The sequence below is a fragment of the Winogradskyella damuponensis genome (assembly GCF_039538385.1).
In the GTDB taxonomy this organism is placed as follows: domain Bacteria; phylum Bacteroidota; class Bacteroidia; order Flavobacteriales; family Flavobacteriaceae; genus Winogradskyella; species Winogradskyella damuponensis.
Genome location: NZ_BAABCB010000015.1, coordinates 340,287 through 356,774 on the forward strand (window position 1 = coordinate 340,287; position 16,488 = coordinate 356,774).

The 16,488-nt window shown below is 29.6% G+C and carries 16 protein-coding genes; all 16 read left to right on the forward strand.

Annotation, left to right across the window (positions count from 1 at the left end; translation table 11 throughout):
* Positions 1-5 precede the first annotated feature (5 nt).
* The gene (locus ABD730_RS07345; protein ID WP_344713633.1) at positions 6-3,365 is read left to right on the forward strand and encodes a hypothetical protein; all 3,360 of its coding nucleotides are present in this window, start codon (positions 6-8) and stop codon (positions 3,363-3,365) included.
* 2 nt (positions 3,366-3,367) lie between these two features.
* Positions 3,368-4,573, forward strand: a complete 1,206-nt coding sequence (locus tag ABD730_RS07350; protein ID WP_344713635.1) for a hypothetical protein — start codon at positions 3,368-3,370, stop codon at positions 4,571-4,573.
* An 11-nt stretch (positions 4,574-4,584) separates the two neighbouring features.
* Complete coding sequence (locus tag ABD730_RS07355) at positions 4,585-4,941, forward strand: hypothetical protein (protein ID WP_344713637.1); 357 nt, start codon at positions 4,585-4,587, stop codon at positions 4,939-4,941.
* A complete protein-coding gene (locus tag ABD730_RS07360) occupies positions 4,938-6,293 on the forward strand; it encodes a hypothetical protein (RefSeq protein ID WP_344713639.1) in 1,356 nt (451 codons plus the stop codon). The genes ABD730_RS07355 and ABD730_RS07360 overlap by 4 nt, the downstream gene beginning before the upstream one ends.
* A complete protein-coding gene (locus ABD730_RS07365) occupies positions 6,294-6,971 on the forward strand; it encodes a flagellar motor protein MotB (protein WP_344713641.1) in 678 nt (225 codons plus the stop codon).
* Complete coding sequence (locus ABD730_RS07370) at positions 6,964-7,473, forward strand: retropepsin-like aspartic protease family protein (protein WP_344713643.1); 510 nt, start codon at positions 6,964-6,966, stop codon at positions 7,471-7,473. The genes ABD730_RS07365 and ABD730_RS07370 overlap by 8 nt, the downstream gene beginning before the upstream one ends.
* A 27-nt stretch (positions 7,474-7,500) precedes the next feature.
* The gene (locus ABD730_RS07375) at positions 7,501-8,475 is read left to right on the forward strand and encodes an endonuclease/exonuclease/phosphatase family protein (RefSeq protein WP_344713645.1); all 975 of its coding nucleotides are present in this window, start codon (positions 7,501-7,503) and stop codon (positions 8,473-8,475) included.
* Between the two features lie 100 nt (positions 8,476-8,575).
* On the forward strand, positions 8,576-8,956 hold the full coding sequence (locus ABD730_RS07380; RefSeq protein ID WP_215925246.1) for a hypothetical protein: 381 nt from the start codon (positions 8,576-8,578) through the stop codon (positions 8,954-8,956).
* The gene (locus ABD730_RS07385) at positions 8,949-9,176 is read left to right on the forward strand and encodes a hypothetical protein (protein WP_344713648.1); all 228 of its coding nucleotides are present in this window, start codon (positions 8,949-8,951) and stop codon (positions 9,174-9,176) included. The genes ABD730_RS07380 and ABD730_RS07385 overlap by 8 nt, the downstream gene beginning before the upstream one ends.
* Positions 9,177-9,367: 191 nt before the next feature.
* On the forward strand, positions 9,368-9,775 hold the full coding sequence (locus ABD730_RS07390; RefSeq protein WP_344713650.1) for a hypothetical protein: 408 nt from the start codon (positions 9,368-9,370) through the stop codon (positions 9,773-9,775).
* Between the two features lie 39 nt (positions 9,776-9,814).
* On the forward strand, positions 9,815-10,192 hold the full coding sequence (locus ABD730_RS07395) for a PH domain-containing protein (protein WP_215925243.1): 378 nt from the start codon (positions 9,815-9,817) through the stop codon (positions 10,190-10,192).
* A 98-nt stretch (positions 10,193-10,290) separates the two neighbouring features.
* Positions 10,291-11,919, forward strand: coding sequence for a DUF4836 family protein (locus ABD730_RS07400; RefSeq protein WP_215925242.1), 1,629 nt, complete (start codon positions 10,291-10,293; stop codon positions 11,917-11,919).
* A 42-nt stretch (positions 11,920-11,961) separates the two neighbouring features.
* Positions 11,962-12,555 (forward strand): ATP-binding cassette domain-containing protein, encoded by a 594-nt coding sequence (locus ABD730_RS07405; RefSeq protein WP_215925241.1) that lies wholly within the window; start codon positions 11,962-11,964, stop codon positions 12,553-12,555.
* A 2-nt stretch (positions 12,556-12,557) separates the two neighbouring features.
* A complete protein-coding gene (locus ABD730_RS07410) occupies positions 12,558-13,748 on the forward strand; it encodes an FtsX-like permease family protein (protein WP_215925240.1) in 1,191 nt (396 codons plus the stop codon).
* A gap of 45 nt (positions 13,749-13,793) precedes the next feature.
* Positions 13,794-15,362 carry a type I restriction-modification system subunit M gene (locus tag ABD730_RS07415; protein ID WP_344713655.1) on the forward strand — a complete coding sequence of 523 codons (1,569 nt, stop codon included), beginning with the start codon at positions 13,794-13,796 and terminating at the stop codon, positions 15,360-15,362.
* Positions 15,346-16,485: a restriction endonuclease subunit S gene (locus tag ABD730_RS07420; protein WP_344713657.1), complete on the forward strand. Its 1,140-nt coding sequence runs from the start codon at positions 15,346-15,348 to the stop codon at positions 16,483-16,485. The genes ABD730_RS07415 and ABD730_RS07420 overlap by 17 nt, the downstream gene beginning before the upstream one ends.
* Positions 16,486-16,488: the final 3 nt, after the last annotated feature.

The window sequence follows — 16,488 nt, forward strand, 5'->3', positions numbered from 1 at the left end:
AAGTTATGAGTGTTAAAGTATTTAGATTTCATGAAGGCGCAGATGTTTATGGGTGGGATAATTCAACGCCTCTTAATGACAAAGCTATTGCTGCTATTAAGGATCCAAACGGTGAGCATGCTAGTAAAGAGATCACTTCAATTCCAAGTCCATTTGCTAGAATAGACTTAGTTAATACTGCCTTTAAAGAGGTTGTTAATAGAGATTTAGAGGGTGATACCATATATCATAAAATGGTTTCAGATGCATTAGATATTGGTCAGATTTTATTTGATTTTGAAAAATATCAAGATAAAATAGAGATTATTAGCTGGGACCCAAAGCATGATTTGTCCAACTTGTTAGATTCTTCGCACGAAGGTCATAGAGCATTGGGTGAAAGTTTACGTCTTTATTTGAAGCAAGATAGTGCAGCTTATAATTTTGATAAGATGCATAAAATCTATTTATTGAATTATAAGCTAGGTCACAATCCATTGAATATTATAGGTGGTACGTCTCCAGTTTCTATATTTTTTACTTCTGCAAATAAATTTCATCTTAAAGATTTTACATCAGCTGGTGATACCTTTTTTGATGATGACTATTGTTCATTACATAAACGAGATACTTCTTATGTTGAGTACCTTTTTTTATTAAGTAAAACCATTCCTAATTTTACTGTAAATTTTAAAAATTTTAATGATTATTTACAAAAAATATTTCCTCTTCTGTCAGATGAGTTAAGAAGTAAAATTCTTAATCAAAATGAAGGAATGTATGATGAGTTACTTGACTTGAATATTGATGGCGGTGGTGAAATTGTAGAGGTTTTAAATGTAAATTTAAAAAGAAGTAAAGGTAATTTAAGGGAGATTTCTAAAAGTGATTTTATTCTTAATTCTCCCAAAAACATTGAGAAATCTAAACCTCTTCTAGTTCTTCCTAACGATACAATTTCAGAAGGATTTCGTTATGTTTCTGCTAACTGGGAAAGTTCAAATAAAGCCCCTAGTTATATTGTAGAATCTATAAAAGAAAGAAAATTACCTTTTGATGGTGCGAAATATCCATATCTGGTAGCAAGTGACTTTCTTGAACCCGTATTAATTAAAACACATTTGCCAATAGATAATTATTATTTTATAAATGGCCAAGAGAATAATGAACATGGCTTCTTAATCCCTTTAAAACCTCTGTTTTTTGAGTATTTTTCATTAGATTTTTTAGATAAAATTATTAATGGAGAAAAAATGTTCGAAGTTAAAATTTTAGCTAATAATCATGTCGATGTTTATCTAAGACTTCCTGTTCAAAATAATAAGCATATAACATATAAAAGGACTTATTATAATCCTGTTTCTCAAGCTCATAAACCCGATTTTAGTGAAGAATTAAATAAAGGAGCTATTGTAGAAAATAGAATAAACTTAGGTATTACACCTTTTTATAAGTTTGGTAACACGGTTGAGCCTGAATACAATGTTGCTTTTTATGATGCCGACTCGTTACCAATATTTCAAGGAAATAAATACAGTATTAACTTTTACAAGTCATACAATGAAAAGGTAACTTCTGTACAAGAAACGCAAAGGCGTTTTAAAGATGAAGAAAATATAGATATGTTTGGTTTGGTTGTCAATAGTGATTTTGATTATATACAAATAAAGCATGATTTTGCTAGTGGCATATTAATCCCCAATTTTGAATCTAAAGTTACTGGTGGTTTAAATCAATTTACAGTAGCGATTGATTTTGGGACTACAAATACTCATGTTGAGTTTTCGAAAAATGATGGTATTTCTGAGCCATTTGAGTTGTTAAGCGCCGAAAGTAAGCATATAGGGCATCTTATAAACGATAAAGAGTTTGATGAATCTTTTTTAAAGTTTTGTAAGGTAGATTTACTTCCGAATATTATAAAAAAAGATAGTATCTATGAGTTTCCTCAACGAACTGTAATCGCTTACCATAAACTTGCGAATTTTACACAACCAATGTTCTCAATGTCTAATATTGCCATTCCATTTCAATATGAAAAAACATCGTTTGCTTTAAATACTGAGATAGAAACAAATTTAAAATGGAACAAAAACGCTAACAGTAGTCAGGTTATGCGAAGTTTTTTCGAGCAATTAATAAAATTGATTCGAAATAAAATTCTTTTGAATAATGGAGACTTGAAACAAACAAAGATTATTTGGTCATATCCTGCTAGTATGATGGTTTATGAACTGAATGATTTAGAGAGTAAATGGAATGACATTATTTTAAAATATTTAGGAAGTGATGTTAGCATATCAAAGGTTTGTGAAAGTTTAACACCATTTTATTATTATATAAATGAGAAGGGAAAAGCAGCTTTAGAAAAGCCAATGGTTTCTATTGATATAGGTGGCGGAACTTCTGATATAGCTATATATGAAGGGGAAAAGCCAATACTATTTAGCTCTTACAAGTTTGCAGGTGATGCGATTTTTGGAGATAATTATAAACGAAATATTAATATTAATGGATTTGTAAAAAGATTTAAAGTAAAATTATATGATGAATTGAAGAATAATAATTTAGCGGATTTAGGAACCGTTATGAACAATATTATATCTAAGAATAAGTCTAATGATGCTATCAACGTCCTTTTTAGTTTAGAAAACAATCCTATAATTAGAGAGCGAAAACTACCTATTAGCTTCTTAGAATCTTTAAAGGCAGATCGAGATTTGAAAATTATATTTTTATTGTTCTATGTCGCTCATATTTATCATTTAGCTCATATTTTTAAATCAAGGAAACTACAAATACCTGTTTCTATATCTTTCTCAGGTACGGCTTCAAAGCTATTGACCATCATAGATGCTTCTAAAGCAAAAAACACTTTAAAAAGTATAGCTGAATTTGTTTTCTCAGATGTTTCTAGTACTTCTGAAAACGTGTCCATAGAAATTTTATTGGAAGATAACCCAAAGGAAATAGCAAGCAAGGGAGCAATTTATTTTAATAAAAACAATGATGTAAATATTAATGAAATAAAAGAAGTATTAATTAATCATAATACTTTAATGAGTAAATCTAAAAAATGGACTTATAAAGATATTCAATCATTGGAAAGTGACTCGATAAATGATTATGAGTGTTTTCTTGAGTTGTTTTTTCGCTTAAACGAACACATTTCATTCAAAGATTATTTTGGAATTGACAATGGCATATTAAAATTTACTAAACAATTTTTAGCAGATAAAAAGGTAAATGCGATGAAAATGGGTATTAATAACAAGATTATAGAGTTGGAAAACCATGATGAGGAAGATATAGCAGAAACACTTTTCTTTTATCCATTAGTAGGGAGCTTGGGTGAGCTAGCATATAACTTAGTAACGAAAGAATAGCTATGAGAAATTTAATTTGTATAATTATTAGTTTCTTATTCTTAGGTTCTTTACACGGTCAAAGTAAATCTATTTCTAATGAACAATGGATTACTATTGTTGACTATGCGAATGCTGTTGTAACCAAAGCCTATTTAGAATCGGTTCCTTTAAACCAGAAGGATAGCTCGTATTATTTCAAGAATTTAAAGGGTCGGCTCAATGTAAGCTCTATTAATTCACCATTGCCTTTTGATTCTTTAGAAATTTATTTAGAAAATCAATTCACAAAGACTTTAGAAAAGGTTTCGTTAAAGATAAACGATATAAAAAGTGGAGAAAAAGACTTAGATACCTTGTTTAATTCTATTAAGCTTATACTAAGTGATGTAAAAGAAGAGCAATTAATTAATTCAGAGTCTTTATTGAAATTACGAAAAGATATTGATTATTATATTAATTTAAAGGTTGAGGAAAAAAGTAGTGTTACTAATTTAACTTCTAAAAGTGAGGTTATTCCTGATAGAGGTGAGTCCATTTTAAATTTAACTAATGCTTCAATTGTCTTTTTGTTAACCTTGTTAATAGTTTTTATTTTTAGATCTATAAATAAGGGAAATAACATCAGGAGATTAGAAGCTTCAATAGAAAAAAAAAGAAAAGAGCTTGCCGAAAAAAGGTTTAAGATTCCTGAACTGAATAATAAAATAAATAGATTAAGTAAAGAAAATAAGAAATTGAAAGATGAATTAAGTAAAGTTCAGTCTTCTCCAATTCAAAATTTTAATTCATCATCATCATCATCATCTTCTTCTTCTTCTTCTTCTTCTTCTTCTTTTTCTTCCGAAAATAAAGCAGAAAACACTAGGGTGTGGAACGCACCAGTTTCAGAACCTGTATTAATCAGTTTTTATTCTGGTAAGCCAAACCCTAATAGAGTCTTTGTAAATACAACTAAAGAGGTATTCGATCAGGAAACAGTTTTTAAATTTACTTATATAGATAGCACTAAAACTTCTGCGGAATTCGAAGTTGTCTTAGTAAGCGATTTTATGAAGCGGCAAATAATAAATTCACCAGATGATTTTTTATATAGAGTTTGTAATAATGCCAATAGTAATCAAGACTTTCAAAGAACGATTATAACAGAACGTAAAGGAATTGCGCGATTTGTAAATGGAGAATGGGTGGTAAGTGAGTCAGATAAAGCTTTGATTAAATTTCAATAAATATAAATTATATGGGAGGTAAACATGATATTATTATAATGGTGCTTGTAAGCATTATTGTATGTTTTCAATTGATTCTTTTTTATAAAAACTTAAATAGAATACTAGCTTTTAAGAAAATTATTCCTAAAAATTCAAATATAGATGTGATCGAATTAACAATTGATGAAGACATAGCATCTTCAATCGATGCTGATACTATTTTAAATAATAAGGATGATTTTAATTTAGAGAGAAATAAAGAGGAGAATACATACAATGAAATAGAACGAATTAATATTATAAACCAGACTGATGCTGAAGATATTTATGAAGAGAATAAAGATGAAGATGATGAATTGATGTTATTTAACAAAGAAGACTTATGAGCAATAAAATAAAAATTTCACTTATTGAAACTTCAGGTCATGTAAGTTCTTCATTTCATAATACTATTAGTGCTATTAATAGTTATCTCTTAAGAAATAAAGGAGCAATTAGCGACTTTAATTTAATTAAGGATATTGTAGATAGAAACATAGATAATGAAGAGAGTGCCATAACGAGTAACCTTCCAATACCACTCTATTTAGGTCTTTTTGGAACTATGTTAGGAATTATTATTGGTTTGATAGCAATGCCAAGCTTAAGTGATTCAATTAGTGGGGGAGTAGAATCAATGAATGCAGATAATACATTGAAAGGTGTAGATGCTTTACTTATTGGGGTTAAAATTGCAATGATAGCAAGTGCAATTGGGCTACTCTTAACAACAATAAATTCACTTTTGTTTTATAACATTAGGAAAGGGGCAGAAAATGATAAAAACAACTTTTTTACTTTTATACAAACCCAATTATTACCAATACTTTCAAAAAACACAGCTTCAAGTTTACAGACCTTACAAGCAAATTTGCTGAAGTTTAACGAAGGTTTTGCAATTAATATGGGGCATTTTGATGGCATTATTAAAGAAGTTCGTAGTTCTTTTGAAAGTCAACTTCAGGTAGTAGAGGAGTTAAAAAGAATTGATGTTGGTAATATGGCTAGATACAATATCGATGTGATGAAACAAATAAATAGCTCTTTTTCTAAGTTAAAAGAATTATCGGAGTATTTAACTAATGTTAATGGACTTCTAAAAAATACAGAACGATTAAATCATACGGTTTCCGTTCAATTAGATAAGGTAGGAGACATAGGGGCGCTGATCGATAATTTTGATGTAAATGCTAAAAATATTTCAGAAGGATCAAAATACTTACAAACTCATTTTTCTAGTTTCGAACAAAGAGAACAAGCCATAAGTAATAAGGTTGCCGACTTTGATTCATCCACAGGAGCAATGGTAGATGAACTTAAAAAATCATTTGAGTTAAGAATGAAAAATTTCAATGAGAAGGATGTTGAAATTAACTCTGGATTTGAAAAGTTATTTAAAGACTTAAAAGAAAAGACAAAACAAGTTTTTGATGATGAAAGCCATAATATAGCAGCAATACAACAAGATGTTTTAAAAGTGAATGATAGTATAGGACAAATAAAAAGTTTGCCAAATGAGGTTGGGGTATTAAAAGCGAGCATTAAAGATCACGATAAAACGATTAATCAACTGATGGATAAAATAGCAGACAAGCCATTGCATTTTAAAACACCAAAACTGTTATTGTCTGTTTTAATTTTTACTTCAGTTGTAATCATGGCAACTTGTGGTCTTTTTATATATAAATATATACTGTAAATGTCAAAGAAGGATAAAGGTGATTTTTTCTGGGTTAGCTACGCTGATTTAATGACAACACTATTTTTCGTAATGCTTGTTCTATTTGTTTTAACCGTTGTTTATTTAAAACTAGATCAACAAAAAATGGCAACTACATTAGAAGACCTAAAAAAAATAGTTCAGTTAGAAGAGCAATTTAAACCATTAGAGGAAGATGGAGATTTTATATACTTAGAAGAATGTAAAAAGTTTGTAGCTAAAAATCTTAGAGGTATAGAGATTTTTGATCCTGGGAAATCAGAAGTATTAGAACAGCATAAGCAAACAACTATTGAGATAGGAGAAAAGATAAAAGGGTTTTTAGAAAAACTTCAGAACGATAATAAAGACTTTTCATATCTATTAGTTATAGAGGGAAATATGGCCAATACATATGATAAAAGATATAGTAAAAATAACTCAGATGGTTATAAAAAATCATATGAAAGAGCTTTAGCGGTATATGATTTATGGCTTGACAATAATATAAATTTCAGAAAAGATAATGTAGAAGTTTTAATTTCAGGAAGTGGATATAACGGTCTTTGTCGTGAAAGTAGAAGTATTGGTAATTACAAAAAATCAGAAGATGTAGAGTCTTACAATAAGAGATTTTCAATACAAATAATACCTAAAGTAACTAATAAATATGAGTAAAAGTAAATTTTTAATATTTGTAGTATTATCCTTGATTTTTAGTTGTAAAAGAGCTATTTCTTCGTCCGACTCAAACCTTAACTCAACAAGAGCTTATAATAGGGATGGTATAAAAAGTGAGAATATGGTTGAAATGACGAAAGAGGGTGGTGTTTTTTATGTTCCTATTCAGATAAACGATGTTGATATGGATATTATTTTTGATACAGGAGCAAGTAGTATTTCAATATCAGAAACAGAAGTCCTTTTTTTACTAAAACAAGGTAGGTTAAGTGAGGAAGATTTTTTAGGGAAAGTTCAATATCAAGATGCTACAGGTAACATATCGGAAGGTACGAGACTTAATCTTAAGAAAGTGAGAATAGGAACTAAAACGATATATAATGTTGAAGCTTCAGTTGTTCATAATTTAGAGGCTCCATTGTTGTTAGGGCAATCTGCTTTATCAAAATTTGGTAAATTAACTATTGATTACAAAAACAATCAAATAATTTTTGAATAGTATTTTTGTGATAATAACCAACCATAAATGATTTCTAATTTTATTCATAAGAGAATAAGCTTTTTTTTATTCTTGTTTTTATTTTTAATTGTATCCTGTGTTTCAAGAGAGGGGGATGGAGGGGCAAAGAGTAAAACTAAATTTATTTATAAGCCAGTAGTTATTAATGGTGTTAAGTATACTGATCAGGACATTAATCAAGCGGAAAGTGTTTTACAGCTTAAAAACACCCTAAAACTAATCACTTGGAACATCCAAGACCTTGGTCAAACTAAAAATGCAGAAGAAATTGCCTTCATAGTAGATGTTTTAAAAGACTTTGATATCGTTGCCATTCAAGAGGTGGTGGCTAAACATCCTGCTGGTGCACAAAAAGTGGCACAAATAGCAGATGAATTAAATAGAAAAGGTGCTAAATGGGATTATAGAATAAGTGATCCCACAAAAAGTCCATCTGTTTATATGAGTGAGCGCTATGCTTATTTATGGAAAACGAGCAAAATAGATATACAAGGACGCGCTTATTTAGATAAGGAGCTAGCCGAAGAAATAGTGAGAGAACCATATATTGCAGAATTTAAGGAAAAAAGCACAGGTTATAAGTTTCATGTTGTTAATTTTCACTCACGGAAGCACGACGATAATCCAGAATTAGAAATCATTCATTTTAAAAATTATCAAGAGCGATTAAATACAGATAAGCTATTAATTGTAGGCGATTTTAACCTTAATGAAAAACATGAGGTATGGAACAACCTATACGTACAAGGTTTTAAATCTGCAGTAATAAACCAAAAAACAACTTTAAAACGAAAATGTGGTTATGGGAGTTATCGGAGTCATGCAATCGATAACATTTACTATTCCAAACAAGTTAAAGCAGTTAACACGGGAGTTGTGGATTATATTCAAAATTGTGAGAACTTAGCTCCAGCAAGAAGGATTTCAGATCACTTGCCGGTTTTTATAGAATTTAATATAGAAAGTAATAATAATGATTAACTTTTAAAAGTATTGGTGTATTAAGAGATATACCGAAAAAGAATAAACTTAATAAATTAATTATTGTTATATGCGACTTTTTAGAAACATATGTCTGCTTTTGCTACCATATATTATAATGGTAGTTGTAAATGAATCTTATCGCTATTCTATAACGGAAAAACCTTATACTGCTTACGGTTTCACGGCGATAAACTCAGATGTTAAGAGTCCTCAAAAGTGTAGTTGGATAGCGCATAACAATACAAGTTACTGTAAACAACATCATGTTAAGTTTTTAAAAGATTACTTTTATATTACTGATAAAATATATTTTGGAGCCATTCAAACTTTACATTCTACAGGAAATTATATGGCTGCTAATATTCTTTTTTTAGTTATACTTTTTCCATTTATTATGTGGTATTCACTGGTGAAAATTATAGACTACACCATAGCAATTAGAAAATTAAAAACCAGCAAAAATCAGCGAAATGAGTAAGATTGATTCATTAATAGATTGGATGATTTATGTAGGTGGTAATTTATATGTCTATTGTACTGATTTCACCATAAATCTGGCGAACCTTACAGGCACTTCATATTACGAAGTGAATTTCTTTTTCTTTTGTATACTATTTCCATTTTTATTGGTTGTTTTACCTATAATGGCAATAGTATTAAGATTTCGACTTCAACAATTGTCTAGGATGTATAAATAAGCAATAAACAATTAGAAAACATTACTGTTAATTGTTAAAAATATCACGTTTATGTTATTAAAATTATTGAATACGGTTTACCGTAATCAAATGATATTTTAATTATTTAGCTTTATAATTTAAAATAAAACTGAATAATTTTACAGAGAAAGTGCTATCATATTTAATTAAACATAAAACCTTTATTTTTCATGAAAAATGTAATCACATTAATAATTTTAATATTTACAACATTAACCGTGAGTGCCCAAATAGGAGTATCTAAATCTAAGATAATTCAAAATAACAGTGACTACATATTAGATGTTACAGAAGATGGAACTGAATATATCACCTATGTTGTAGAATTTGATAATTATGATAGACATGTAGCATGTTATCTTACAAATAAAGAAGATGATGAAGAGCAGATATGCTATCGTGTGGCATATATAGAGCCTAGTTCAGAAACCAATAATTGGGTGAGATACTTTAATAATGAAAATTTTATAAAATTAGAGGGTATGACCTGGAAAGATTACGAGCATTCAATGCTGTACGAAGTTGTAGTGAAAGATGGCAGTTGTTTGGTTATAAAATCTTATGACGAAAAACTTTAACTTTCAATATTAGAGCTTTTAAAAAAACAACCAAAAACTATGGGACTACTTAACAAAATACTTGGTAACGCAAGCCAAGCTTCAACGGAACAATTAACTACAAAATACGGACGCTTATTAACCAATAACGAGCAAATAGAACTTGGTTTTAAACTCTTTAGAGACGTGTTTATGTTTACCAACAAGCGTCTTATTCTTATAGACGTGCAAGGTATTACGGGGAGTAAGGTAGAGTACAAGTCCATGCCGTACAAAAGTATCTCTCGGTTCTCTTTAGAAACTTCTGGGACTTTTGATTTAGATGCCGAACTAAAAATTTGGATTTCAAGCGAGAACATTCCATCGGTAAGCAAAAAGTTTAATAAGAGTATTGATGTATATGAAGTGCAGAAGTATTTGGCAGAAAAGGTGATGTAAGTTCCATTTTCTTATTTAAAATAATTTAGAAAAATTATTATAGCAGCACCGATTTTTTATCTTTAACGCGTAAGCAATTAAAAAAAACAATTTAATACATGAAATTATTACAACCTACCCAATTCATTAAAGTTATTATAGTAAGTTTAGCTCTTATAATGCTTGCTTCATGCAGTAGTAAACCTAGTAGTTTATCTATTATACCAGAGAGCACAAATGTCGTTACAGTTGTTGATGTTTATAGTTTAATTAAAAAAGGAGAATTAAATGAGTTAGAGCAATTTGATTTATTTAAAACCTTTAAAAAAGAAATTAGAAACGAAAACAAAAAAGTGTCACGAATGATGCAAAACGTTATAGATGATCCTACAGAAACGGGATTAGATTTCACCAACGATTTACTCATGTTTTATGTTAACGAGGCTAAAGACGAGCAATATTATGCGATGGCACTGGATCTCAAAAATGAAGAAAAATTCACAGTTTTCATTGAAGATTTATTAGATAAAGGAGGTGTTTCTTTTGATGTGGAAAATGAAAAATCTTACAAATACATCATCGTAAATAAAGATGTCGCTTTTGCTTGGGATAAAAATAAGGTGATTTGTTTGACTTCAAAAAACTATGAAAGTCGAAAAAATTTCGATTTAACCATAAATACACTTTTTGGGTTAAAAGAAAATAATCAAATTACACAAAACAAAGATTTTACTACATTTTACAATAATAAAAAAGATATTAGTCTTTGGTTTTCAACCAACCTCTTAGAAGACAATTACCAATATAAACGTATGATGCGTGAATTAGATTTTGATATTGCAGATAATTATGTGGCTGCTCATCTAAATTTTGAAAACAATAATATGTCTATGCAATGGAAACTATTTCCTAACGATGATGTGAAAAAAATGGTAGAAGAAGATCCAATTCTTAACACTAATTTTAATTCTGATTTATTAAGTTTTTTACCTGAAAATAGTTTGGCAAATGCGAGTGTATCAATGAACCCTATGGCATACTATAATATGCTAAAATCAGAAAATGATTTTGATAAAATGGAAAATAAGTTCGAAAACGAAATGGGTTTTACACTTAAAGAATTTATTGGAAGTTTTAAGGGAAGTGCAGTTTTTAATTTAATAGATATTAAGGAAGTCGAATATACTTATCAAAATTACTACTCTGATACTGTCACTAAAACAGAACCTTTACCAATTATGGGATTAGCTTTTGATATATCTTCTAACACGTATATAAAGCAAATTATTGAAAAACTTCCTGAAAATGATTTACAAAAGCGAAGTGATTATTATGAAATTAAAATTGATAATAGATACGACATGTACTTAGCTTTTAATTCTAATACGTGTTATTTTACTAACGATAAAGCAAGTGTAAAAGCGTTTAAAGATGGCGGATTAAAATCAGGTAGTTTGTTAATGTCAAATCAAGTTTCAAATTTCAAGAATAATGCGTTTTATGCCTCTATGAATTTAGATTTTGATACTTATCCAAATACCATAAAAAAAGAACTTACTAAAGCTCAGAATAGTAGAGAAGGTAGGGTTTTTGATATGTGGAGTGAATTTGCTTCATCTTTAGAGTTAAAACAAATTGATAATTACACGATGCAATTAGATTTAAAAACGAAAGACAATAATAAAAACAGTTTAAATAATATGTTAAGCCTTATAGATAGAAGCTATAATAGTTATATGGGATTATAATTTTTTATGACTATTATTTTAAATAACATAAAACCATCTTATATGTCAGAGGACGAAGTTTCTACCTCTGACATATACATGCAACCTAATGTTGTTTTTAATAGTGGAAAAAACTATTTAATAAAGGCAAATTCGGGTCACGGCAAAACATCTATTTTAAATTTTATTTACGGAAGCAGTACTAATTATGAAGGAAAGATAAACTACAATTCTGATACAGAAATTAACGTGATTAGTTTACGAAAAACAAAACTAAGTTATGTTTTTCAAGATTATAAATTATTTCCTAGTCTTAGCGTATTTCAAAATATAATACTCAAAAATAATTTAACACACCATAAGACTCAAGACCAAATAGATGCGCTTATTAACCATCTTAACCTTGGACATAAAAGAGATAGTTTAGTAGAAAATCTGTCGTTAGGGCAAAAGCAACGTGTTGCTATAATTAGAGCCTTGTGCCAACCATTCCATTTTATATTGTTAGATGAGCCTTTTAGTCATCTCGATCCTACCAACATTAAAATAGTCTCAGCTTTAATTCAAAAAGAAGCCAAACAACAAAATGCAGGTATAATAATGACGGCTCTAGATGAAGTATTTGCCTTTAATTTTGATACAACAATAAATTTGTAATTATGCTCAAAAAATTACAAAAAAAAACGCTCGTAAAAACACAATTGTTTGGTTATATGTTAACCTTACTCATTGGTGTATTTATTATTGTATCTACTATTCAATTATTTATAGATGTTAAACCTTTAATAAACGAAAAAACCGATGTTTTTAATGCCAAAACCGCTGTAATTAGTAAACAGGTTTCGGTATTTAAATCTATTGATAAACAAAAAATATACTTTAAACCGAACGAGTTAGAGGAATTAAAAGCACAACCATTTGTCAAAAATATATCTGTTTTTAATAATGCTAATTTTAAAATAAAAGCATTTTCTAATCAATCGGAAAGTATACCTCTTTTTCAAACCGACTTGTTTTTTGAAAGTATACCAGATGATTATCTAGATGTGAAATCTGAAGATTGGCAATGGAACCAAACAGAAAATTTTGTACCCATAGTTATTCCAGAATCTTATTTAACGCTCTATAATTTCGGATTTGCAGAAAGTCAAGGTTTACCAGTATTATCTAAAAATACAATTTCGCAGATAGCATTTAACCTTAAAGTGTCTGGTAATAGTAACACAGAAGTTTACAGTTCAAAAATTGTGGGATTTTCAAATAAGATAAATTCCATATTAGTGCCCGAAGCATTTTTAAGTTATGCTAATACAAAATTCGGTCGTGCAGATACGTCACGGATTAGTAGAGTTTTAGTTGAATTTAATAATCCTTCAGACGAGAACATACTTCGCTATTTTAATGATAACAATTACGATATAAGTAAAGAGAAGTTAGAATTTAGCAAACTCTCATTCTTTTTTAAATCAGGATTAATATTTATAACTGGTATTGCTTTGGTCATTATAGCATTGTCAATCGCTTTCATTTTATTGAGTTTTAATCTTATAATTCAAAAAAATAAAGACGTCATTGTTAACCTTTATACCATAGGTTACACGTACCAAAGTATTGCTAAATTTTACCAAATTGTTATAAGTGTAACAACTGTAATAGCAGTTGTTTTTGGTATTGCTATTAGTTATTATATACGTTCTGAGTATATTAAAAAATTTAATACATTTTTCGATTTTTCAGAAAGTAATAACCAAATAGTGATAATTGGTTGTGTGCTCGCTATTATTTTAGTGAGTATTTATAATGTTTATATTATTAATAATATAAAAAACACCGTAACAAAAACTAGGTAGAAATAAAGCTTTTAATTAAAGCAATAAAAAATACAAACCCATTAAATGGCTAAAAAAGCAACACCAAAAAAAACAAAATCCATTGAAGAAACCCTTTGGGATTCTGCCAATAAACTTAGAGGAACTGTAGAAAGTTCAGAATACAAACACGTTGTTCTAGGTTTAATATTCTTAAAATTCGCTAGTGATAAATTCCAGAAACGTCGTCAAGAGCTCATAGACGATGGCAAAGAACGGTTTGTAGATATGGTGGAGTTTTATGCGCAAGACAATGTATTCTATTTAACCGAAGAGTCCCGTTGGAGCTACATCATTGCCAATGCCAAACAAGACGACATTGCTTTAAAAATAGATACCGCTTTATATACTGTAGAAAAAAACAATCCATCGCTTAAAGGCGCCTTGCCAGATAACTACTTCTCGCGTTTAAATATGGACGTGAGCAAGCTAGCCGCTTTACTAGACACCATAAACAATATAGACACCCTTAAAGACCAACAACAAGATATTGTTGGGCGTGTGTACGAGTACTTTTTAAGCAAGTTTGCCATAGCAGAAGGGAAAGGAAAAGGCGAATTCTACACCCCAAAAAGTATTGTAAATCTTATAGCAGAGTTAATAGAACCCTACAAAGGGAAGATTTATGACCCTGCCTGTGGTTCTGGTGGTATGTTTGTGCAGTCTATGAAATTTATAGACAGCCACAATGGTAACAAAAAAGACGTCTCTATTTATGGGCAAGAATACACAGCAACCACTTATAAGCTAGCAAAAATGAACCTTGCCATACGTGGTATTTCTGCCAATTTAGGCGATGTGCCCGCAGATACCTTTGCCAAAGACCAACACCCAGATTTAAAGGCAGATTATATTATGGCAAATCCACCTTTTAACCAAAAGGATTGGCGAGCAGCAGACGAGTTGCTAGACGACCCACGTTGGCGAGGCTACGAGGTACCACAAACCGGAAACGCCAATTATGGTTGGATACTAAATATGGTCTCTAAACTCTCAGACAATGGAATTGCAGGTTTTATACTAGCTAATGGTGCCTTATCTGGTGGAGGAACTGAATACGAAATACGTAAAAAACTCATTGAGAATAATTTAGTAGAAGCAATTCTAATTTTACCACGTAACTTATTTTATACCACAGATATTTCTGTCACACTTTGGATTATAAACAACAATAAAAAAGAGCGTCAAGTAAAACTGAATGACGTAGAGAAAAACTACAGAAACAGAGAAGATGAAATCCTATTTATGGATTTAAGGCAAGTAGGTATTCCTTTTGAAAAGAAATACATTCAGTTTTCTCAGGAAGAAATTAATAGAGCAAGTAAAACCTATCACGTTTGGCAACAAAGTAAAAAGGACTATAAAGATATTCCAGAATATTGTTATTCGGCTTCAATTGAAGAAATACAGAAAAAGGATTATTCTTTAGTGCCAAGTAAGTTTATAGAATTTGTAAACAGAGACGAGAACATCAATTTTGATGAAAAAATGAAAAGTTTACAAACCGAATTTACTGAACTTTTAAAAGAAGAAGCGCAATCTAAAACCGAATTATTAAACGTCTTTAAAGAACTGGGTTATGAAATCAAGTTATAAATTACTAGGTGATTACATAACAAGAGTTGATGTAAGAAATAAAGATTTACAAACAACAAATTTAAGAGGTTTAAGTATGACCAAAGAATTTAGAGAATCTACTTCCAATATCGTTGGTGTAGATTTATCTAAATATAAATTAGTGCCTAAAAATCATTTTGCTTGCGATTTTATGTCAGTTATTCGAGTGCATAAATTACCAGTTGTACATCAAAATAGTGATGAATTAATAATTGTATCACCTGCTTATACTGTTTTTAAAGTTATTGATGAAAATATTTTAAATCCTGAGTATTTAATGATGTGGTTTAGAAGACCTGAATTTGATAGATATGCAGATTTTAGATGTGATAGTGCAATTAGAGGAGGTTTTAAATGGGAGGAATTAGGTGAAGTAGAATTACCAATCCCATCCATAGAAAAACAACGCAAAATAGTTAAAGAATACAACACCATCGTCAATCGTATTAAACTAAACGAAACCCTAAACCAAAAACTAGAAGACACCGCACAAGCCTTGTATAAACATTGGTTTGTAGATTTCGAGTTTCCTAATGCAGAAGGTAAGCCTTATAAATCTTCTGGTGGTGAGATGGTTTATAATGCCGAGTTGGATTCTGAGATTCCTTTGGGTTGGGAGGTTGAACAGTTAGAACGAGTAATAGAATTTAAAAATGGAAAGAAAAAACCCAATATCAAAGGAGAATACTCTGTGTATGGTGGTAATGGTATTATTGATTTTGTGAATAATTATAATGCAGAATCGACTATAATAGTGGGTAGAGTTGGTGCTTATTGTGGTAGTCTTTATTTGGAATACAATAAATGTTGGATTAGTGACAATGCGATAAGTGGAAATTCAATAAATGAAGAATTGACCTATTGTTTATATTTATTGCAAAGTTTAAATATTTCTGAAAGAAGAGAAGGAACAGGTCAGCCTCTTATTACCCAATCTTTATTAAACGAAATAAATTTTGTCTATCCATCTAAAAAGATAAGAAGTCAGTTTAATAACAAGGTTGAAATTCTTCAGAAGAGAATTAAAATTAATGAAATTCAAACACAACTACTTAGAGCTTTGGAAAGTTTAATGTTAGCTAAAATGTCAAAAACAGCTTAAATC